Genomic DNA, 17,746 nt, shown 5'->3' with positions numbered 1-17,746 from the left:
TCGTGATGATACAAACCCCGGGCTGGCCCCGGGGTTTTTCTTTATGTCCATGGAAGTGAAGATGCAGCTAATCAGCAAGGGGCTCAGCCTCTCCCTCGAACGTCCCCACGTCATGGGGATCCTCAACGTGACGCCGGACTCCTTCTCCGACGGCGGCCATTTCAACCAGCTGGAGCGTGCGATGACCCATGCGCGCCAGATGGTGGCGGAAGGGGCAACCCTCATCGACATCGGTGGCGAGTCGACCCGTCCCGGCGCGCCCGACGTGAGCGAGCAGGAAGAGCTGGACAGGGTCCTTCCCGTGGTGGAGCACATGGTGCGTGAGCTCGACGTGATGATCTCCCTCGACACATCCAAGGCAACGGTCATGCGGGAGGGCTGCGCGGCGGGGGCCCATCTTATCAACGATGTACGAGCCCTGCTCGAACCTGGGGCGCTGGCTGCGGCGGCCGCTGCCGACGTCCCCGTGTGTCTGATGCACATGCAGGGGCAACCGAGAACCATGCAGGCCGAGCCCCATTACGATGATCTGTTGGGGGAGGTGAGAGCCTTCTTTGACGAGCGGATCGCCGCCTGTTTGACGGCCGGCATCGCTCGTGAACAGCTGCTGCTGGACCCTGGCTACGGTTTTGGCAAGACCCTTGCGCACAACTATCAGCTGCTGGCACAGCAGGAGTCATTGCTCGATTACCAGCTTCCGCTCTTGGTCGGGATGTCGCGAAAGTCTATGATAGGCAACCTGCTCGGTCGCCCGGTTGATGAACGGCTGGCCGGCAGCCTGGCCTGTGCCCTTGTCGGGATGCAGCGTGGTGCCCGGATCATCCGGGTGCACGACGTGCGAGCGACCATGGATGCTCTGCGCACCGGCTGGATGGTCATGACGGGACAAGATTTCATATCCAAATAAAAAAACGAGAACAGACAATGGCAAGAAAGTATTTTGGCACCGACGGTGTACGCGGCAAGGTGGGTGAATACCCGATCACTCCCGATTTCGTAATGAAACTGGGCTGGGCCGCGGGCAAGGTGCTCTCCAAGAAGGGTACCCGCAAGGTGCTGATCGGCAAGGATACCCGCATCTCCGGCTACATGCTGGAGTCGGCGCTGGAAGCGGGTCTTTCCGCCGCCGGTCTCAAGGCCATTCTGATGGGCCCCATGCCCACCCCGGCCGTTGCCTACCTGACCCGCACCTTCCGTGCCGAGGCAGGCATCGTCATCAGTGCTTCCCACAACCCCTATTACGACAACGGCATCAAGTTTTTCTCCGCTGATGGCACCAAGCTGCCTGACGAGGTCGAGCTGGCCATCGAAGCCGAGCTGGATCACGAACTGAAGTGCGTGGAGTCCGCCGAGCTTGGCAAGGCGCTGCGCATCGACGATGCCGCCGGTCGTTACATCGAATTCTGCAAGAGCACCTTCCCCTCCAACCTGAGTCTGGAAGGGCTGAAGATGGTGGTGGATTGCGGCCATGGTGCCACCTATCACATCGCGCCTTCCGTTTTCCGCGAGCTGGGGGCCGAGGTGATCGCCATCGGCTGCAGCCCGGATGGTCTCAACATCAATGACGGTGTCGGTTCGACCGCCCCGGAGGCACTGGCCGCCAAGGTGCTGGAGTGCAAGGCTGATCTCGGCGTTGCCTTCGACGGCGATGGCGATCGCCTGGTGATGGTGGATCACACCGGCTATATCATCGACGGTGACGAGATCCTCTACATCATCGCCCGCGATGCTCTGCGTAACGGTCGCCTCAAGGGTGGCGTTGTCGGCACCCTGATGGCCAACATGGGGCTGGAGCTGGCGTTGCAGACCCTGGGCATTCCGTTCGCCCGCGCCAAAGTGGGTGACCGCTATGTGCTGGAGATGATGAACGAGAAAGGCTGGCGCATCGGTGGCGAGAACTCCGGTCACATCATCTGCCTGGATCAGACCACCACCGGGGATGGCATCGTCGCCGCTCTGCAGGTGCTGACCGCCATCTGTACCGCGGAGATGCCGCTGGCCAAGCTGCGCTCCGGCATGAACAAGTTCCCGCAGGTGCTGGTCAACGTGCGCTTTGCCGAAGGCAAGGATCCGCTGGCGGCTGACGCCGTACAGCAGGAAGTGGCCAGGGTGGAACAGGAGCTGGCCGGTCGTGGCCGTGTGCTGCTGCGCAAGTCCGGCACTGAACCCCTGATCCGCGTGATGGTGGAGGGGGAGCACGAGCAACAGGTGCGCGATATGGCACAACGCATTGCACAACAGGTTGAATCGGCGTTTTAATGAACAAATGGGGCGGCTTTTTAGCCGCCCTGGTTGTATCTTGTTCAAACGATTCAAAAATTTAAAAATAGCGCTTGTCAGCTGACAATCCTCTGGATATTATCAGCCCCGCTTTCGCAAGGGAGTTGCCGATGGGACATCGCAAGCCGTTTGTAGCAGCCAACTGGAAGTTACACGGTAGTAGGTCGCAGTTAGAGCAGTTTGCCGGTCAATGCCTGAAAGGTATTGGTGAGCAGGTAGACGTGGTCTTGTGTCCATCCCATGTGCATCTCGACTTCACGGCCGCTCTGCTCGGTGAGCAGAGGGTGATGAAGTTGGGGGCTCAGAATGTGAGCCAGCACAGACAGGGCGCTTACACGGGTGAAGTCTCGTGTCAGATGCTGGTCGAGGCAGGGTGTCGCTACGTATTGGTAGGGCACTCCGAGCGCAGGCGTCTCTTTGGTGAGACCAGTTTTATCGTCGCAGAGAAGTTTGCGGCAGCCAGGTCGGCAGGACTTGTTCCAATCCTCTGTTTGGGCGAGTCGGGTGCGGCAAGGCAGGCAAGAAGAACCTTCGAGGTGATTGCCGAAGAGCTGGATATCGTCATAGAGAAAAATGGCGCGATGGCTTTCGATAATGCTATCATCGCCTACGAGCCGATTTGGGCTGTAGGTACAGGTAAATGCGCCACACCCGAGCAGGCACAAGAGGTTCATTCCTTTATACGTGGTCGCTTGGCGGAGGATACTCCGGTCATAGGTGAGAAAGTCAGAATCATCTATGGTGGGAGCGTGACACCGGCCAATGCGAGAGAGTTGTTTGCCCAGCCCGACGTTGACGGCGGCCTGATTGGTGGAGCAAGTCTCGATGACCAGACGTTTTTAGGAATTGTTGAAGCGGCAAAGGGTGCAAGTTAAATGTACGAGATTCTTTTGGTCGTTTATCTGCTGGTATCACTGGCTCTGATTGGTCTGGTGATGATTCAGCAAGGTAAAGGGGCTGACATGGGCGCCTCCTTCGGCGCAGGGGCATCGAATACCGTATTCGGCTCCGGTGGTTCAGGCAGTTTCCTGACCCGAACAACAGCGATTTTGGCTACTCTGTTCTTTTTGATTAGCCTGGTGCTTGGCTCTATGTCCAGCAACAAGGTCAAACAGGGTAGTGAATGGGAAAATCTGCAACAGACCCAACAGGTTGAGCAGAGCAAAGCGCCAGTAAAGAAAGACACTGACGTTCCCGAGTAAGAGTTTTGCCGTGGTGGTGGAATTGGTAGACACGCTATCTTGAGGGGGTAGTGCTCTAGGGTGTGCGGGTTCGAGTCCCGCCCACGGCACCAATTAAGCAGTAAGCCTGGGTGACCAGGTGTGTTATAGCCAGTCAGTCTTGTGTGACGAGAGTGAAGTGGCTATAATCTCGCACGATTTCGGACGCGGGGTGGAGCAGCATGGTAGCTCGTCGGGCTCATAACCCGAAGGTCGTCGGTTCAAATCCGGCCCCCGCAACCAAATTTCACGCATTTCCTACGCTCAGGAAGGCGGTCGCTGCGAGGCGACAATCAGGGTAAAGCGCCAAGCCCCGATTTGACATCGGGGCTTTTTGTTATGTGCAATTTACTCTGAATCTATTTCTATCTGGGCTTTATGCCCTTTTTTTGTTTTTCGGAGGGTGACTTTGGCTACGTTGGAACAACGTTTGACCGATCTGCTCGAGGCTCCTGTCGTTGCCTTGGGTTTTGAACTGTGGGGTATCGAGTTTATCCGTGCGGGTAAACACTCCACCTTGCGCGTCTACATCGACGGCGAGCATGGCGTGAGCGTCGAGAACTGTGCAGAAGTCAGCCATCAGGTTGGCGCCATCATGGACGTCGAGGATCCCATCACCGAGGAGTATTACCTCGAGGTGTCCTCCCCGGGTCTGGATCGTCCCCTGTTCAAGGTTGCCCAGTTCGAAAAATACGTTGGCCAAGAGGCGGCGGTTTCGCTTCGGATGGCAACAAACAACCGCCGCAAGTTCAAAGGCGTAATCAAAGCCGTGCAGGGCGACATGATCACTCTGACGGTAGATGGTAAGGACGAAGTGTTGGCTTTCACCAATATCCAAAAAGCGAACATAGTGCCGAACTTTGGTTAACGAGGCTATCGGATATGAATAAAGAGATTTTGCTGGTCGTTGACGCAGTGTCCAACGAGAAGGCGGTTCCCCGCGAGAAGATTTTCCAGGCTCTGGAAACCGCACTGGCGACGGCGACCAAGAAAAAATATGAAGGCGAGATCGAAGTTCGGGTAGAGATCGATCGCAAGACCGGCGACTACGACACCTATCGCCGCTGGGTCGTCATCGCGGATCAGGCCGCCATGGAAAACCCCTACGCCGAGATCACCCTGGAAGCGGCGCAGATCGAGCAGCCGGACATCCAGATCGGTGAATATGTTGAAGATCAGATCGACTCCGTCACCTTCGACCGCATCACCACCCAGACCGCCAAGCAGGTCATCGTGCAGAAAGTGCGCGAAGCCGAGCGTTCACAAGTCGTTGACCAGTTCAAGGACAAAGAAGGCACCATCATCAGTGGCGTGGTCAAGAAGAGCAACCGCGACAACGTGATCTTGGATCTGGGCAGCAACGCCGAGGCCGTGATCTTCCGCGACGACATGCTGCCGCGCGAGACCTTCCGTCCGGGCGACCGCATCCGCGGTCTGCTCTACGCTGTGCGTCCGGAAGCCCGTGGTTCCCAGCTGTTCGTCAGCCGCTCCAGCCCGGACTTCCTGAAAGAGCTGTTCCGCATCGAAGTGCCGGAAATCGGCGAAGAGATGATCGAAATCATGGGCGCCGCCCGTGATCCGGGTTCCCGCGCCAAGATCGCGGTGAAGACCAACGATCGCCGCATAGACCCGATCGGTGCCTGTATCGGCATGCGCGGTGCCCGTGTTCAGGCGGTCTCCGCCGAGCTGAGCGGCGAGCGCGCCGACATTGTGCTGTACGATGACAACCCGGCCCAGTACGTGATCAACGCCATGGCGCCGGCCGATGTGGCCTCCATCATCGTCGATGAAGACAACCACACCATGGACATCGCCGTGGAAGCCGCCAACCTGGCTCAGGCCATCGGCCGCAACGGTCAGAACGTGCGTCTGGCCTCCCAGCTGACCGGTTGGGAACTGAACGTGATGACCGTCGAGGACATGCGTGCCAAGCACCAGGCCGAAAACGACCGCATCATGAACCTGTTCACCAGCACCCTCGACATCGATGACGATTTCGCCGGCCTGCTGATGGAAGAGGGCTTTTCCACCCTGGAAGAGATCGCCTTCGTACCGGTCAACGAGCTGCTGGCCATCGACGGTCTGGATGAAGACATGGTCGAAGAGCTGCGCAAGCGTGCCAAAGACGCCCTGACCACCAAGGCGCTGGCCAAAGAAGAATCCTTTGAAGGTGTTGAACCTTCCGAAGAACTGCTCAATCTGAACGGCCTCGGCCGTGAAATGGCGTACGCCCTGGCCGCTCGCGGCATCGGTACCCTGGAAGATTTGGCAGAGCAAGGCATCGATGACCTTGCTGATATCGAAGGGCTGACCGCCGAGAAGGCCGGTGAGCTGATTATGGCTGCTCGCAATATCTGTTGGTTCGGAGAAGAGCAGTCTAGTTAAGATCAAACGGAGGAAAATGAATGGCAGAAGTATCAGTCAAACAACTTGCCACTGACATCGACACACCGGTTGATCGTCTTCTCCAGCAGTTTGTCGATGCCGGTATCAGCAAGAGCAAGGCCGACGACATGGTCAGCGAGTCTGAGAAACAGACTCTGCTGACTCACCTGAAGAAACAGCATGGAGGTGACGAGGTCGCCGCACCTGCCCGCATGACCTTGCAACGCAAGACCAAGAGCACCATCAGTGTTCAGGGGACTGGCGGCAAGAACAAGGAAGTGCAGGTAGAAGTGCGCAAGTCTCGCACCTATGTAAGACGCTCGGCGCTGGAAGATGAACAGCGTCAGGCGGAAGCCGAGGAAAAAGCGCGTTTGGAAGCAGAAGAAAAAGCTCGTCGCGAAGCCGAAGAGAAGGCTCGTCTCGATGCTGAAGAGAAGGCTCGCCGTGAGGCTGAGCAGGCTCGTCGTGAAGCTGAGGAAAAGGCGCGGATCGAGGCACAACAAAAGGCTCGACAGGCTCAACAGCCCGCCAAAGCAGCCAGTAGCACAGCTCAGCAAGAGGCAGAAAAGATGGCCAAGCGCGAAGCAGAAGAACTGAAGCGCCAACAGGAACAAACAGCTTTGCAAAAGGCTGAAGAACTCGCCGCCAAGAAAGCCGAAGAGGCTCGCGTCATGGCGGAACAGAACGCAGCCCGCTGGGCTGAAGAAGAAGCCGCTCGCGCCAAAGAGAGCAGCGATTACCATGTGACCACCTCCAAGCACGCCCAGGCTGCTGAAGATGAACTGGATCGCAAGGAAGAGACCAGCCGCCGCACCGCTGCTGCTGCCAAGGGGCCGAAGAAGGCCGGTCGCCGCGACGACGATCGCAACGACCGCAACTCCCGTGACCCGCGCGCCCGTAAAGGCAAGCGTGGCAAGGTGGCTACCCCGAATGCCATGAAGCACGGCTTCAACAAGCCGGCTGCCGCCGTCAACCGTGACGTCATCATCGGCGAGACCATCACTGTGGCTGAGCTTGCCAACAAGATGGCCGTCAAGGGTGTTGAAGTCATCAAGGTGATGATGAAGATGGGTGCCATGGCCACCATCAACCAGGTGATCGACCAGGAGACTGCTCAGCTGGTCGCCGAGGAGATGGGTCACAAGGTGGTGCTGCGTCGTGAGAACGAGCTGGAAGAGGCGGTGCTGTCCGATCGTGACGAGACCTCCGAAGCCAAGCCGCGCGCGCCGGTCGTAACCATCATGGGTCACGTTGACCACGGCAAGACCTCGTTGCTGGACTACATCCGTAAAGCCAAGGTGGCTGCCGGTGAAGCCGGTGGTATTACCCAGCACATCGGTGCGTACCACGTACAGACCGACAGCGGCATGATCACCTTCCTGGATACCCCGGGTCACGCGGCGTTTACCTCCATGCGTGCTCGTGGTGCCAAGGCAACCGACATCGTGGTGCTGGTTGTTGCTGCTGACGACGGCGTGATGCCGCAGACCATCGAAGCCATCCAGCACGCCAAGGCTGCCGGTGTGCCGCTGGTTGTTGCGGTCAACAAGATCGACAAGCCGGAAGCGGATCCGGATCGCGTCAAGACCGAGCTGGCCCGCTACAACGTCATGTCCGAAGACTGGGGTGGTGACTGCCAGTTCGTGCACGTCTCCGCCAAGTCTGGCGAAGGCATCGACGACCTGCTGGAAGCCATTCTTATCCAGGCTGAAGTACTGGAGCTGAAAGCCGTGGTTGACGGCATGGCCAACGGCGTCGTGATCGAGTCCTTCCTCGACAAGGGCCGTGGTCCGGTTGCCACCGTGCTGGTACAGGAAGGCACCCTGCGTCAGGGCGACATCGTACTGTGCGGTCTCGAATACGGCCGTGTCCGCGCCATGCGTGATGAGCTGGGTCGCGAGATCAAGGAAGCGGGTCCGTCCCTGCCGGTGGAAATCCTCGGCCTGTCCGGCGTTCCCTCTGCCGGTGACGAAGCCACAGTTGTGCGTGACGAGAAGAAAGCCCGTGAAGTGGCGCTCTATCGTCAGGGCAAGTTCCGCGAAGTCAAGCTGGCTCGCCAGCAGAAGGCCAAGCTGGAGAACATGTTCGCCAACATGACCGAAGGCGAAGTGTCCGAAGTGAACGTGGTGATCAAGGCCGACGTACAGGGTTCCGTGGAAGCGATCTGCGATGCGCTGGTCAAGCTCTCCACCGACGAAGTGAAGGTGAAGATCGTCGGTTCTGGCGTGGGTGGTATCACCGAGACCGACGCCACTCTGGCGGCCGCGTCCAGTGCCATCCTGGTGGGCTTCAACGTCCGTGCCGATGCTTCTGCTCGCAAGGTCATCGATGCCGAGAGCCTGGATCTGCGTTACTACTCCGTTATCTATGACCTGATCGACGAAGTGAAGCAGGCCATGAGCGGCATGCTGGCCCCCGAGTACCGTCAGGAAATCATCGGTCTGGCCGAAGTGCGCAGCGTCTTCAAGTCACCGAAGTTCGGCGCCGTTGCCGGCTGTATGGTTACCGAAGGTGTGGTCAAGCGTTCCAACCGCATTCGCGTTCTGCGCGACAACGTGGTTATCTATGAAGGCGAGCTGGAATCCCTGCGTCGCTTCAAGGATGACGTCAACGAAGTCAAGAACGGCTACGAGTGTGGTATCGCGGTCAAGAACTACAACGACGTACGCGAAGGCGACCAGATCGAAGTTTACGAGACCGTTGAAATCCAACGGACTCTGTAAGCCAAGAGTCAGATTAAATAGGGGGCCGCGGCCCCCTTTTATCGCAGGATAGAATATGGCCAGAGAATTTAGCCGGACCCGTCGGGTCGGACAGCAGATCCAGCGCGAAATCGCGCTCATTCTGCAGCGCGAGGTAAAAGACCCGCGCATCGGCATGGTGACCGTTTCCGATGTGGAAGTGTCCCGTGACCTCAATTACGCCAAGGTGTATGTCACCTTCTTGCAGCTGGAAAATGATGCCGAGCGCATCAAGGAAGGGCTCAAGGCGCTGACCGAAGCCGCCGGCTACATCCGCAGCCTGCTGGGCAGCGCCATGCGCCTGCGCGTGGTGCCCGAGTTGCGCTTCTTCTATGATCAGACCCTGGTTGAGGGGATGCGCCTCTCCAACCTGGTGACCAACACCATCCGCGAAGACAAGCGTCGCATGGCCGAATCCGGTCGTGAAGAAGACGAAGCCGCGCCGGATGACACTACTGAGGATAAAGCCTGAGATGTCTCGTAGACGTCGTTTCAAGGGCCGTGACGTACACGGTATCCTGCTGCTGGACAAGCCGACCGGCCTGACCTCCAACGATGTGTTGCAGAAGGTCAAACGGATTTACAACGCCGCCAAGGCCGGTCACACCGGTGCCCTGGATCCGCTGGCAACCGGCATGCTGCCGATCTGCCTCGGCGAGGCCACCAAGTTCTCCCAGTATCTGCTGGAGGCGGACAAGCGCTATGAGGTGACCGCCAAGCTGGGCGAGCGTACCAACACCAGCGACTCCGATGGCGAGGTGGTCTCCACCCGTCCGGTGAACGTGGCCGTGGGTACCCTGATCGAGGCGCTGGACCAGTTCCGCGGCCCCATCATGCAGGTGCCGTCCATGTATTCGGCCCTCAAGCACAACGGCCGTCCGCTCTACGAATATGCCCGTGAAGGCATCGAGATCGAGCGTGAAGCCCGTCCCATCACCGTCTTCGAGCTCAAACTGCTGAGCTTTGAAGGGGATGAGGTGCGACTTGAAGTGCACTGCAGCAAGGGTACCTACATTCGCTCCCTGGTGGACGATCTGGGGGAAGTGCTGGGCTGTGGCGCCCACGTCACCCAGCTGCGCCGCACCCAGGTAGCCAGCTACCCCTATGAGCGGATGCTGACCCTGGAGCAGCTCGAGTGCATCTTTGAGCAGGCCAAGGCTGAGAGCATTCCGCCGCGCGAGCAGCTGGATCCCCTGCTGCTGCCGATGGATACCGCGGTGGCCTCCCTGCCCGAGGTGAACATGCTGGCTGCCGTGGCCGCCTATGTGAACCAGGGCCAGGCCGTGCAGGTGGCAGGCAGCCCGCAGAGCGGCCAGGTCCGCATGACGGTCGGCCCGGAGCGCGAATTCATCGGGGTTGGCGAGATCGACGACGAGGGACGCGTGGCGCCCAAGCGTCTGGTGCGCTACCACGACGAGGAGTGATCCTCCGGCGGTATCAGGTTGCTTGCCCGTTGCGCGTCTTTATCGTTGCGAAAAGGGGCGGGGACGATTATGATATCGCCCTCATTTCACGGCTGAATTAGAGATTGGCTGTGAACCTTTAAACACTCTACTGGAGTATTACCATGTCTCTAAATGCTGAGATCAAAGCTCAAATCGTTGCTGACAACGCTCGTTGCGCCAACGACACTGGCTCCCCCGAAGTGCAAGTTGCCCTGCTGACTGCCCAGATCAACCATCTGCAAGGTCACTTCAAGGAGCACTCCAAGGATCACCACGGTCGTCGCGGTCTGCTGCGCATGGTTTCCCAGCGTCGTAAGCTGCTGGACTACCTGAAGCGTAAAGACGTTCAGCGTTACGCTGCTCTGATCGCCAAGCTGGGTCTGCGTCGTTAATCGACCATCAGATTTCGCGAAAAAGGGGAACCTCCGGGTTCCCCTTTTTTATTGTGCGTCAGGCTGTTGCCGCCATCACAGAATTTGTGTCACTGCTTACCTTTTGCATCGAATCAAGTATACTTGCACGCGAATTTAAAGCGCCAAATTGTAAAAAGGAAATTCACGTGAATCCTATTGTAAAGTCATTCCAGTACGGTCAACACACCGTCACTCTGGAAACCGGTGTGATGGCCCGTCAAGCCACTGCGGCCGTCATGGTCAGCATGGACGATACCTGCGTATTTGTGACCGTCGTTGGCAAGAAAGAGGCCGATCACGGCCGTGATTTCTTCCCGCTGACCGTCAACTATCAGGAGCGTACCTATGCTGCTGGTCGTATCCCGGGTGGTTTCTTCCGTCGTGAAGGTCGCCCGAGCGAAGGCGAGACCCTGATCTCCCGTCTGATCGACCGTCCTATTCGTCCGCTGTTCCCGGAAGGCTTCCTCAATGAGGTTCAGGTGGTTGCCACCGTCATGTCCGTGAACCCGGCCGTCTCTCCTGACATCGTTGCCATGATCGGTGCCTCCGCGGCGCTGGCCATCTCCGGCATCCCGTTCGGCGGCCCGATCGGTGCAGCCCGCGTGGGTTACATGAACGGCCAGTACGTGCTCAACCCGACCACCACCGAACTGCCCCAGAGCGATCTGGACCTGGTGGTTGCCGGTACCGCCAACGCCGTGCTGATGGTGGAATCCGAAGCGGCCATCCTCTCCGAAGAGGTGATGCTGGGCGCCGTGGTCTTTGGTCACGAGCAGATGCAGGCCGTTATCAACGCCATCAACGAATTCGCTGCCGACGTCGGCACCAAGCCGTGGAACTGGACTGCGCCTGCCGTCAACGAAGCGCTGAAAGCCAAGGTTGCCGAGCTGGCGACAGCTGAGCTGGGTGAAGCCTACCGCATCACCGAGAAGGCCGTGCGTTACGAAACCATCGGTGCCATCAAGGCTCGCGTGGTTGAGCAAGTGATCGCTTCCGGCGTGGAAGAAGATGCCAAGAAGATCGGCGAAGAGTTCCACAGCCTGGAAAGCCGCATCGTCCGTGGTCGCGTCGTTCGTGGCGAGCCGCGTATCGATGGTCGCGATCCGGAAATGATTCGCGCCCTGTCCGTCGCCACCGGCGTACTGCCGCGTGCCCACGGCTCCGCCCTGTTCACCCGTGGTGAAACTCAGGCCATGGTCGTTGCGACCCTGGGTACCGAGCGTGACGCCCAGAACATTGACGAGCTGACCGGCAACCGCGCCGATCGCTTCATGCTGCACTACAACTTCCCGCCATACTGCGTCGGTGAGACCGGCATGATGGGTAGCCCGAAACGTCGTGAAATCGGTCACGGTCGTCTGGCCAAGCGCGGCGTTGCTGCCGTGATGCCGAGCGCCGACGAGTTCCCGTACGTGGTGCGCGTGGTGTCTGAAATCACCGAATCCAACGGCTCCTCCTCCATGGCCTCCGTCTGTGGTTCCTCCCTGGCGCTGATGGACGCCGGTGTGCCGATCAAGGCCTCCGTTGCCGGTATCGCCATGGGTCTGGTGAAGGAAGAAGAAGGTTTCGTCGTGCTGTCCGACATCTTGGGTGACGAAGATCACCTGGGCGACATGGACTTCAAGGTTGCCGGTACCACCGAAGGTGTGACCGCCCTGCAGATGGACATCAAGATCGAAGGCATCACCAAAGAGATCATGGAGATTGCCCTGAAGCAAGCTCGTGGTGCTCGCCTGCACATCCTGAAAGTGATGGACGAAGCCATCCAGGCTCCGCGTGCCGAGATCTCCGATTTCGCCCCGCGCATCCACACCATCAAGATCAACCCGGAGAAGATCAAGGACGTCATCGGCAAGGGTGGTTCCGTGATCCGCGCCCTGACCGAAGAGACCGGCACCAACATCGAGCTGGATGATGACGGTACCGTCCGCATCGCCGCCGTTGATGGTGATGCCGCCAAGGAAGCGATCCGCCGCATCGAGGCCATCACCGCCGAGATCGAAGTGAACCGCATCTACGAAGGCAAGGTCGTCCGTCTGGCCGACTTCGGCGCCTTCGTCAACATCCTGCCGGGCAAAGACGGTCTGGTACACATCTCCCAGATCACCGATGCACGCGTGCAGAACGTGGCCGACTACCTGAAGATCGGTGACGTGGTGAAGGTGAAGGTACTGGAAGTGGACCGTCAGGGCCGCGTACGTCTCTCCATCAAGGAAGCGAACGCCCCGACCGAAGCTGCCGCCGCTCCGGCTGCCGTTGCCGTCGAAGAGCCGGCTGCCGAATAAGTCGCCGAGCCGTGAAAAGCCGACCTCTGGGTCGGCTTTTTTTATATTTGTGGCCTGATGTTGTCTCTCTTGAGGCCCATTGTTATAACGAAAGGCTTCTCGCGCGACGGGCAACAAGGAGCAGTGTGATGTCGTGGGCCCTCCTCAGGCAGTTTCCTCCCCTGGTCTGGACCGTGATCCTGGGCACCTTCATGGTGCGCACCAGCTATTACATGGTCTGGCCGTTTCTCTCCATCTTGCTCTATCGGGAGTATGGTCTCTCGGCGACCACCATCGGCGCCATGCTGGGGGCGACCGCGGCTATCTCCACCTTGGTCAGCTTCTATGGCGGCTGGCTCTCCGACAAGCTGGGGCGGCGCAACATCTTGCTGGCGGGCTGCCTGGTCTCCGTGCTCTGCTACGGTCTGCTCGGCTTTTCCCACTCTATGTTCTGGCTCGGGCTCGGGGTGCTCGGCAGCGGCCTCTCCTCCGGTCTCATCGATGCGCCCGGCAAGGCGTTGATGGCCGATAGTCTGGCTTCGGCCAAGGCCCGTGAGCTGGCACTGCACCTGCGTTACTTTCTGCTCAACCTGGGGGCGGCCCTCGGCCCCTTGCTGGGGGTGACCCTGGGCATCAATGCCCAGCAGCAGACCTTCCTGCTGCTCAGCGGCAGCTATCTGCTGCTGGGGGCTGCCTTCCTCTGGGGATTTGCGCAAGGGAGGGTTGCGGCGACCCGTGGCAACGAGCTGGGCTTGCGGGTGGCCATCAAGGTGCTGTGGCGGGATCGGGGCTTCTTGCTGCTGGTGCTGGCCAACCTGCTGATGAACCTGGTCTATTCCCAGTTCCACTCACCGCTGGTGCAGTACCTGACCCGGGCCGGGACCCCGGAGGTGGCGAGCCTCATCGCCATCCTGGTGGCCACCAATGCCCTGACCGTGGTGCTGTTGCAGTTTCCCCTGCTGCATCTGCTGGCCCGCTGGCCGGGCAAGGTGCGCCTGCAGGTCGGCATCACCCTGTTTCTGGGGGCTCAGGTGCTGTTTGCGCTGGGGGATCCGCAGCAGTGGTCGCACTGGATCGGCGCCGTGCTGATGTTGAGCGTGGGGGAGACCATACTGTTCCCGCTGCTCAACGTGCTGATCGATCAGATGTCGCCCCCGCATCTGAAGGGGAGCTACTTCGGGGCCGGCGCGCTGGCCGGGCTGGGTGGCGCCATCGGCGCCCTGCTGGGAGGCTGGATCCTTGCCCAGTGGAACGGGCAGCTGCTCTATGCATTGATGGCGCTGCTCTGTCTGCTGACCTTCCTGCTCTATGAGTGGGGCGCCCGCATTCCACGGCCCGAGCTGGCCCGGGCCAACCCGGGTCAGTGAGTACCCTTCTGGGCGACCTGTTTCATCGCCTTCTTGGCGGCATACATGCGCTCGTCCGCCAGTCGGATCAGACTGTTGCCCTCGTCGAACTGCACCGGCCCGGTCTGCACCAGCCCTATGCTGAGGGTCACGTCACCGGTCCGTTCGGCCAGTGTCTTGTTGAGACGGGGCAGGAAGACGTCCCTGGCCTGATCCTCGTTGCAGTTGGGCAGGATCAGGCAGAATTCATCACCGCCGTAGCGGAAGCAGCTATCTTCCACCCGCGACACCTGACGAATGCAGTCGCCGACGATGCGCAGGATCTCGTCCCCCCGCTGATGGCCCTGGGTGTCGTTGATCTGCTTGAAGTCATTGATGTCGAGGTAGGCGATGACCACAGGCTCGGAGCGACGCTGGCAGGTGCGCAGGGTGCGGGTGAGGTTCTCCTGCAGATGGCGCACGCTGAGCAGGCCGGTGAGGGCATCGGTCCGGCTCATCTCCTCCAGTTGCTGGGTGCGTTCGCGTACCTTCTCCTCCAGCGCCTTGGCGTAAAGTTCGGATTTCTCCTTGGAGGACTCGATCTCCGATACCAGGCTACGGATATAGGTCTCAAACACCAGGGTGATGTCGAACAGGAACAGCTTGTCGAGGGCGGTGAGCATGGTGACCCGCTCCTGCTCGCTGGGGATCTGGGTGAAGATATCCTCGATGAGCAGCCCTTTCAGGGTGTTGATGGCGGCCAGGTAGAGCTTGGGTTCCACCCCGATCCGCTTGTGCACCAGCCCGATGCGCAGCCGGTTGTTGACGTACTCCAGGTCATACAGGCCGCTGAACAGGTCGAGAATGTAGCGGCGCTGGGCCGCCCGCAGTCGGGTCAGGGTGTCGGCATCGCCGATCAGCAGGGCAATCTCGGTGATCCCGGTCTGCAGGGTGTAGAACTTGTCGACCAGGGCGTCGATGTGGGGCTCGATCTTGGGACGATAGCTGGCGAGCAGGAGGAAATCCTGCTCGTCTAGCAGCAGCAGCTCCTTGCGATGGGCGATTTCGAACTCTGTGATCCGCATCTGCTCCAGCAGCGTCTGTTCGGTTGGGTTCATGACAGTTTCCCGAGCAAAAATGAAGGCGCACACATTGTTATGTAATTGACAGTGTAGACATTAACAGCCGGGAGCAGGTTTTCAAATGGCGCAGTGTTGTGACAGATCAACTCTGCGCCCATTTTTGCCTTGTGCTAGAAGGTGAGCACCTTGTGGGCGGCCAGGGTCCATTGGGCCAGCAGCGGCAGGGTGCCGATCTCGATCCCCTCGATGAGCGGCAGTGCCGTGATGCCGCGGGCATCGGTACAGGTCTTGCAAAGGCGGATGGTGACCCCCTGGGCCAGCAGGATTTCCAGCATCTGGCGCAGGTTGTAGCCCTCGGCCGGGGCCTGGCCCACCAGGGCGGCGCTGACCGCATCGGACATCAGAAACAGTTTCAGGCTGGTACCGCCCTGTTCGCCCAGGGCGATGGCCAGGCGCAGGGCATTGAACAGGGATTCGCTGCCATAGGGGGCGCCGTTGGCGATGATGACAATCTCTTGATTCATAACAGACTCCTCATGAAAGTCGCCATTGTAGACCCAGCAGCCCACCATTGGCGTGACGTCGCACAAACTCTGTCGTAGCGGTTTGCCCGCGCCTTGACCCGGCCGGCCGAGTACGGTCTGATAGGCGGCCATCAAACATGACAGGGGAACGAGGTCGTTATGTGGAAGGTTATCGGAATGAGCATGCTGCTGTTGGCCGGTCAGGCCTATGGCAGTGAGGCTGTAGGTTGCAAGGCGCGCCAGCAGGCCGTCAAGGAGCAGCTGGCCATTGCCAAGGCGCACGACAACGGGGACCAGGTGGCCGGGCTGGAGCGGGCCCTGCGCAATATCGAGACCCACTGCACCGATGCGGGCCTGTTCAAGGAGCAACAGCAGCGGGTGGCCGAGCTCAAGGAGCAGGTCAACGAGCGGTTGGTCGAGCTGCAGAACGCCCGGGTGACGGGCAAGCCCGACAAGATCGCCAAGAAGCAGGCCAAGCTGGAAGAGGCCCAGACCAAATTGCTGGCCGCCCAGCGCGAGCTGGACGCACTCAGCAAGCTTACCAAATCCTGATTTGTCGATAAAAAGAAGCCGGCGCAGCCCGGCTTCTTTTTTATCTCGTCTCTTCCGCCAGGGTGCTTCAGCTGCCGCGCCGGCCCACCATGTCGGCCGGCACCACCCAGGCATCGAACTGCTGCGCCGTGAGGTGACCGGAGGCGATGGCCGCCTCCCGCAGGCTGAGCCCCTCATGGTGGGCCCGCTTGGCGATCTCTGCCGCCTTGTCATAGCCGATATGAGGGTTGAGCGCCGTTACCAGCATCAGGGAGCGGGCCAGCAGCTCGTCGATGCGGGGCTGGTTCGGGCTGATGCCGACCGCGCAGTGATCGTGGAAGCTCTGCATACCGTCCGCCAGCAGCCGCACGCTCTGCAGGAAGTTATGGGCGATCATCGGCCGGAACACGTTGAGCTCGAAGTTGCCGCTGGCGCCGCCGATGTTGATGGCGACGTCGTTGCCCATCACCTGGGCGCACAGCATGGTGAGCGCCTCGCACTGGGTCGGGTTGACCTTGCCGGGCATGATGGAGGAGCCGGGCTCGTTCTCCGGGATGAGCAGCTCGCCGAGCCCGCTGCGGGGGCCGCTCGCCAGCCAGCGCACGTCGTTGGCGATCTTCATGAGGGAGGCGGCCAGCGTCTTGAGGGCGCCGTGGCCATGCACCAGGGCGTCGCTGGCGGCCAGCGCCTCGAACTTGTTGGGGGCGCTTACCAGCGGCAGGCCGGTCTGCTCGGCCAGGGTGGCGGCCACCGCCTCGGCGAAGCCGGGCGGGGTGTTGAGGCCGGTGCCGACGGCGGTGCCCCCCAGCGCCAGCTCGCACAAATGGGGCAGGGCGGCGCGGATATGGAGCTCCCCCTGCTCGAGCTGGGCCACCCAGCCGGAGAACTCCTGCCCCAGGGTGAGCGGGGTGGCATCCTGCAGATGGGTGCGGCCTATCTTGACGATGTCGTCGAAGGCAGCCGCCTTGCCGGCCAGGGTAGCGCTCAGGGTGGCCAGGGCGGGCAGCAGTTGCCGGGTGAGGGTGGTGACGGCGGCCAGGTTCATGGCGCTCGGGAAGACGTCGTTGCTCGACTGGCTCTTGTTCACCTCGTCGTTGGGGTGCACCAGCCGCCCCTCGCCGCGGGGGCCGCCGAGCAGCTCGCTGGCCCGGTTGGCCAGCACCTCGTTGAGGTTCATGTTGGTCTGGGTGCCGGAGCCGGTCTGCCATACCCGCAGCGGGAACTCCTCATCATGCTGGCCGCACAGGATCTCGTCGGCGGCGCTCATGATGGCCTGCGCCGTGCGGGCGGGCAGCAGCCCCTTGGCGTGGTTGACCTTGGCACAGGCTGACTTGATGCGGGCCAGCGCGTGGATCAGCGCCATCGGCTGGCGCTCGCCGGAGATATCGAAGTGCTGCAGGGAGCGCTGGGTCTGGGCTCCCCACAGCCGGTCGGCCGGTACGGCTATTTCGCCGAAGCTGTCGTGTTCACTCCTGCTCTTCATCTCGTTCTCCCTTCATTGCGAAAAAGGGGCGACATCCTGCGCCCCTGTCGAAT

The 17,746-nt window shown here is 60.3% G+C and carries 16 protein-coding genes and 2 tRNA genes; 15 read left to right on the top strand and 3 right to left on the bottom strand.

Annotated elements, in window-relative coordinates; translation table 11 throughout:
• Window positions 1-61: 61 nt before the first annotated feature.
• From folP to PG897_RS10170, 14 genes are all read left to right on the top strand, one after another.
• Window positions 62-907 carry a dihydropteroate synthase gene (gene folP / locus PG897_RS10235; protein WP_043170258.1) on the top strand — a complete coding sequence of 282 codons (846 nt, stop codon included), beginning with the start codon at window positions 62-64 and terminating at the stop codon, window positions 905-907.
• Window positions 908-924: 17 nt separating this feature from the next.
• Entirely contained in the window at window positions 925-2,259 is a 1,335-nt protein-coding gene (gene glmM, locus PG897_RS10230; RefSeq protein WP_005298142.1) for a phosphoglucosamine mutase, read from the top strand.
• Window positions 2,260-2,390: 131 nt separating this feature from the next.
• The gene (tpiA, locus tag PG897_RS10225) at window positions 2,391-3,155 is read left to right on the top strand and encodes a triose-phosphate isomerase (RefSeq protein WP_005298144.1); all 765 of its coding nucleotides are present in this window, start codon (window positions 2,391-2,393) and stop codon (window positions 3,153-3,155) included.
• On the top strand, window positions 3,156-3,482 hold the full coding sequence (gene secG, locus PG897_RS10220) for a preprotein translocase subunit SecG (RefSeq protein ID WP_010633113.1): 327 nt from the start codon (window positions 3,156-3,158) through the stop codon (window positions 3,480-3,482). It abuts the gene before it with no gap.
• Window positions 3,483-3,489: 7 nt separating this feature from the next.
• Window positions 3,490-3,574 (top strand) — tRNA-Leu (locus tag PG897_RS10215).
• Between the two features lie 92 nt (window positions 3,575-3,666).
• Window positions 3,667-3,743 (top strand) — tRNA-Met (locus PG897_RS10210).
• Between the two features lie 166 nt (window positions 3,744-3,909).
• Window positions 3,910-4,368, top strand: coding sequence for a ribosome maturation factor RimP (gene rimP / locus PG897_RS10205; protein WP_005298148.1), 459 nt, complete (start codon window positions 3,910-3,912; stop codon window positions 4,366-4,368).
• Between the two features lie 14 nt (window positions 4,369-4,382).
• A complete protein-coding gene (nusA, locus tag PG897_RS10200; RefSeq protein WP_005298150.1) occupies window positions 4,383-5,885 on the top strand; it encodes a transcription termination factor NusA in 1,503 nt (500 codons plus the stop codon).
• Window positions 5,886-5,905: 20 nt separating this feature from the next.
• Window positions 5,906-8,608: a translation initiation factor IF-2 gene (gene infB, locus PG897_RS10195; RefSeq protein ID WP_005298153.1), complete on the top strand. Its 2,703-nt coding sequence runs from the start codon at window positions 5,906-5,908 to the stop codon at window positions 8,606-8,608.
• Window positions 8,609-8,663: 55 nt separating this feature from the next.
• Complete coding sequence (gene rbfA, locus PG897_RS10190; protein WP_005298154.1) at window positions 8,664-9,098, top strand: 30S ribosome-binding factor RbfA; 435 nt, start codon at window positions 8,664-8,666, stop codon at window positions 9,096-9,098.
• A 1-nt stretch (window position 9,099) separates the two neighbouring features.
• Window positions 9,100-10,050, top strand: coding sequence for a tRNA pseudouridine(55) synthase TruB (truB, locus tag PG897_RS10185; protein WP_019839525.1), 951 nt, complete (start codon window positions 9,100-9,102; stop codon window positions 10,048-10,050).
• Between the two features lie 143 nt (window positions 10,051-10,193).
• Window positions 10,194-10,463 (top strand): 30S ribosomal protein S15, encoded by a 270-nt coding sequence (gene rpsO / locus PG897_RS10180; RefSeq protein ID WP_005298162.1) that lies wholly within the window; start codon window positions 10,194-10,196, stop codon window positions 10,461-10,463.
• A 167-nt stretch (window positions 10,464-10,630) separates the two neighbouring features.
• Complete coding sequence (gene pnp / locus PG897_RS10175; RefSeq protein ID WP_005298164.1) at window positions 10,631-12,769, top strand: polyribonucleotide nucleotidyltransferase; 2,139 nt, start codon at window positions 10,631-10,633, stop codon at window positions 12,767-12,769.
• Window positions 12,770-12,894: 125 nt separating this feature from the next.
• Window positions 12,895-14,115, top strand: coding sequence for an MFS transporter (locus PG897_RS10170; RefSeq protein WP_324648622.1), 1,221 nt, complete (start codon window positions 12,895-12,897; stop codon window positions 14,113-14,115).
• Here the strand turns inward: PG897_RS10170 and PG897_RS10165 are convergent.
• Window positions 14,109-15,191 carry a protoglobin domain-containing protein gene (locus PG897_RS10165; protein WP_010633118.1) on the bottom strand — a complete coding sequence of 361 codons (1,083 nt, stop codon included), beginning with the start codon at window positions 15,189-15,191 and terminating at the stop codon, window positions 14,109-14,111. The two genes, PG897_RS10170 and PG897_RS10165, sit on opposite strands and share 7 nt — an antisense overlap.
• Before the next feature lie 134 nt (window positions 15,192-15,325).
• Window positions 15,326-15,679 carry a DsrE/DsrF/TusD sulfur relay family protein gene (locus tag PG897_RS10160; RefSeq protein ID WP_270828980.1) on the bottom strand — a complete coding sequence of 118 codons (354 nt, stop codon included), beginning with the start codon at window positions 15,677-15,679 and terminating at the stop codon, window positions 15,326-15,328.
• Between the two features lie 177 nt (window positions 15,680-15,856).
• Here PG897_RS10160 and PG897_RS10155 point away from each other — a divergent pair, with 177 nt between their 5' ends.
• The gene (locus PG897_RS10155) at window positions 15,857-16,231 is read left to right on the top strand and encodes a DUF1090 domain-containing protein (RefSeq protein ID WP_017765149.1); all 375 of its coding nucleotides are present in this window, start codon (window positions 15,857-15,859) and stop codon (window positions 16,229-16,231) included.
• 67 nt (window positions 16,232-16,298) lie between these two features.
• On the opposite strand, the gene fumC is transcribed toward PG897_RS10155, so the two are convergent.
• Complete coding sequence (gene fumC / locus PG897_RS10150; RefSeq protein ID WP_019839528.1) at window positions 16,299-17,693, bottom strand: class II fumarate hydratase; 1,395 nt, start codon at window positions 17,691-17,693, stop codon at window positions 16,299-16,301.
• Window positions 17,694-17,746: the final 53 nt, after the last annotated feature.

It is taken from the genome of Aeromonas sp. QDB20, assembly GCF_027707805.1.
GTDB lineage: Bacteria > Pseudomonadota > Gammaproteobacteria > Enterobacterales > Aeromonadaceae > Aeromonas > Aeromonas dhakensis.
Note: the sequence above shows the minus strand (reverse complement) of the source record. Positions and strands in the feature narration are given on the sequence as shown.

Bases quoted from the DNA above. Each gene is read 5' to 3' on its own strand.
- folP (WP_043170258.1), top strand. From the start codon at position 62: ATGCAGCTAATCAGCAAGGGGCTCAGCCTCTCCCTCGAACGTCCCCAC.
- glmM (WP_005298142.1), top strand. From the start codon at position 925: ATGGCAAGAAAGTATTTTGGCACCGACGGTGTACGCGGCAAGGTGGGT.
- tpiA (WP_005298144.1), top strand. From the start codon at position 2,391: ATGGGACATCGCAAGCCGTTTGTAGCAGCCAACTGGAAGTTACACGGT.
- secG (WP_010633113.1), top strand. From the start codon at position 3,156: ATGTACGAGATTCTTTTGGTCGTTTATCTGCTGGTATCACTGGCTCTG.
- nusA (WP_005298150.1), top strand. From the start codon at position 4,383: ATGAATAAAGAGATTTTGCTGGTCGTTGACGCAGTGTCCAACGAGAAG.
- infB (WP_005298153.1), top strand. From the start codon at position 5,906: ATGGCAGAAGTATCAGTCAAACAACTTGCCACTGACATCGACACACCG.
- rbfA (WP_005298154.1), top strand. From the start codon at position 8,664: ATGGCCAGAGAATTTAGCCGGACCCGTCGGGTCGGACAGCAGATCCAG.
- truB (WP_019839525.1), top strand. From the start codon at position 9,100: ATGTCTCGTAGACGTCGTTTCAAGGGCCGTGACGTACACGGTATCCTG.
- rpsO (WP_005298162.1), top strand. From the start codon at position 10,194: ATGTCTCTAAATGCTGAGATCAAAGCTCAAATCGTTGCTGACAACGCT.
- PG897_RS10165 (WP_010633118.1), bottom strand. From the start codon at position 15,191: ATGAACCCAACCGAACAGACGCTGCTGGAGCAGATGCGGATCACAGAG.
- PG897_RS10160 (WP_270828980.1), bottom strand. From the start codon at position 15,679: ATGAATCAAGAGATTGTCATCATCGCCAACGGCGCCCCCTATGGCAGC.
- PG897_RS10155 (WP_017765149.1), top strand. From the start codon at position 15,857: ATGAGCATGCTGCTGTTGGCCGGTCAGGCCTATGGCAGTGAGGCTGTA.
- fumC (WP_019839528.1), bottom strand. From the start codon at position 17,693: ATGAAGAGCAGGAGTGAACACGACAGCTTCGGCGAAATAGCCGTACCG.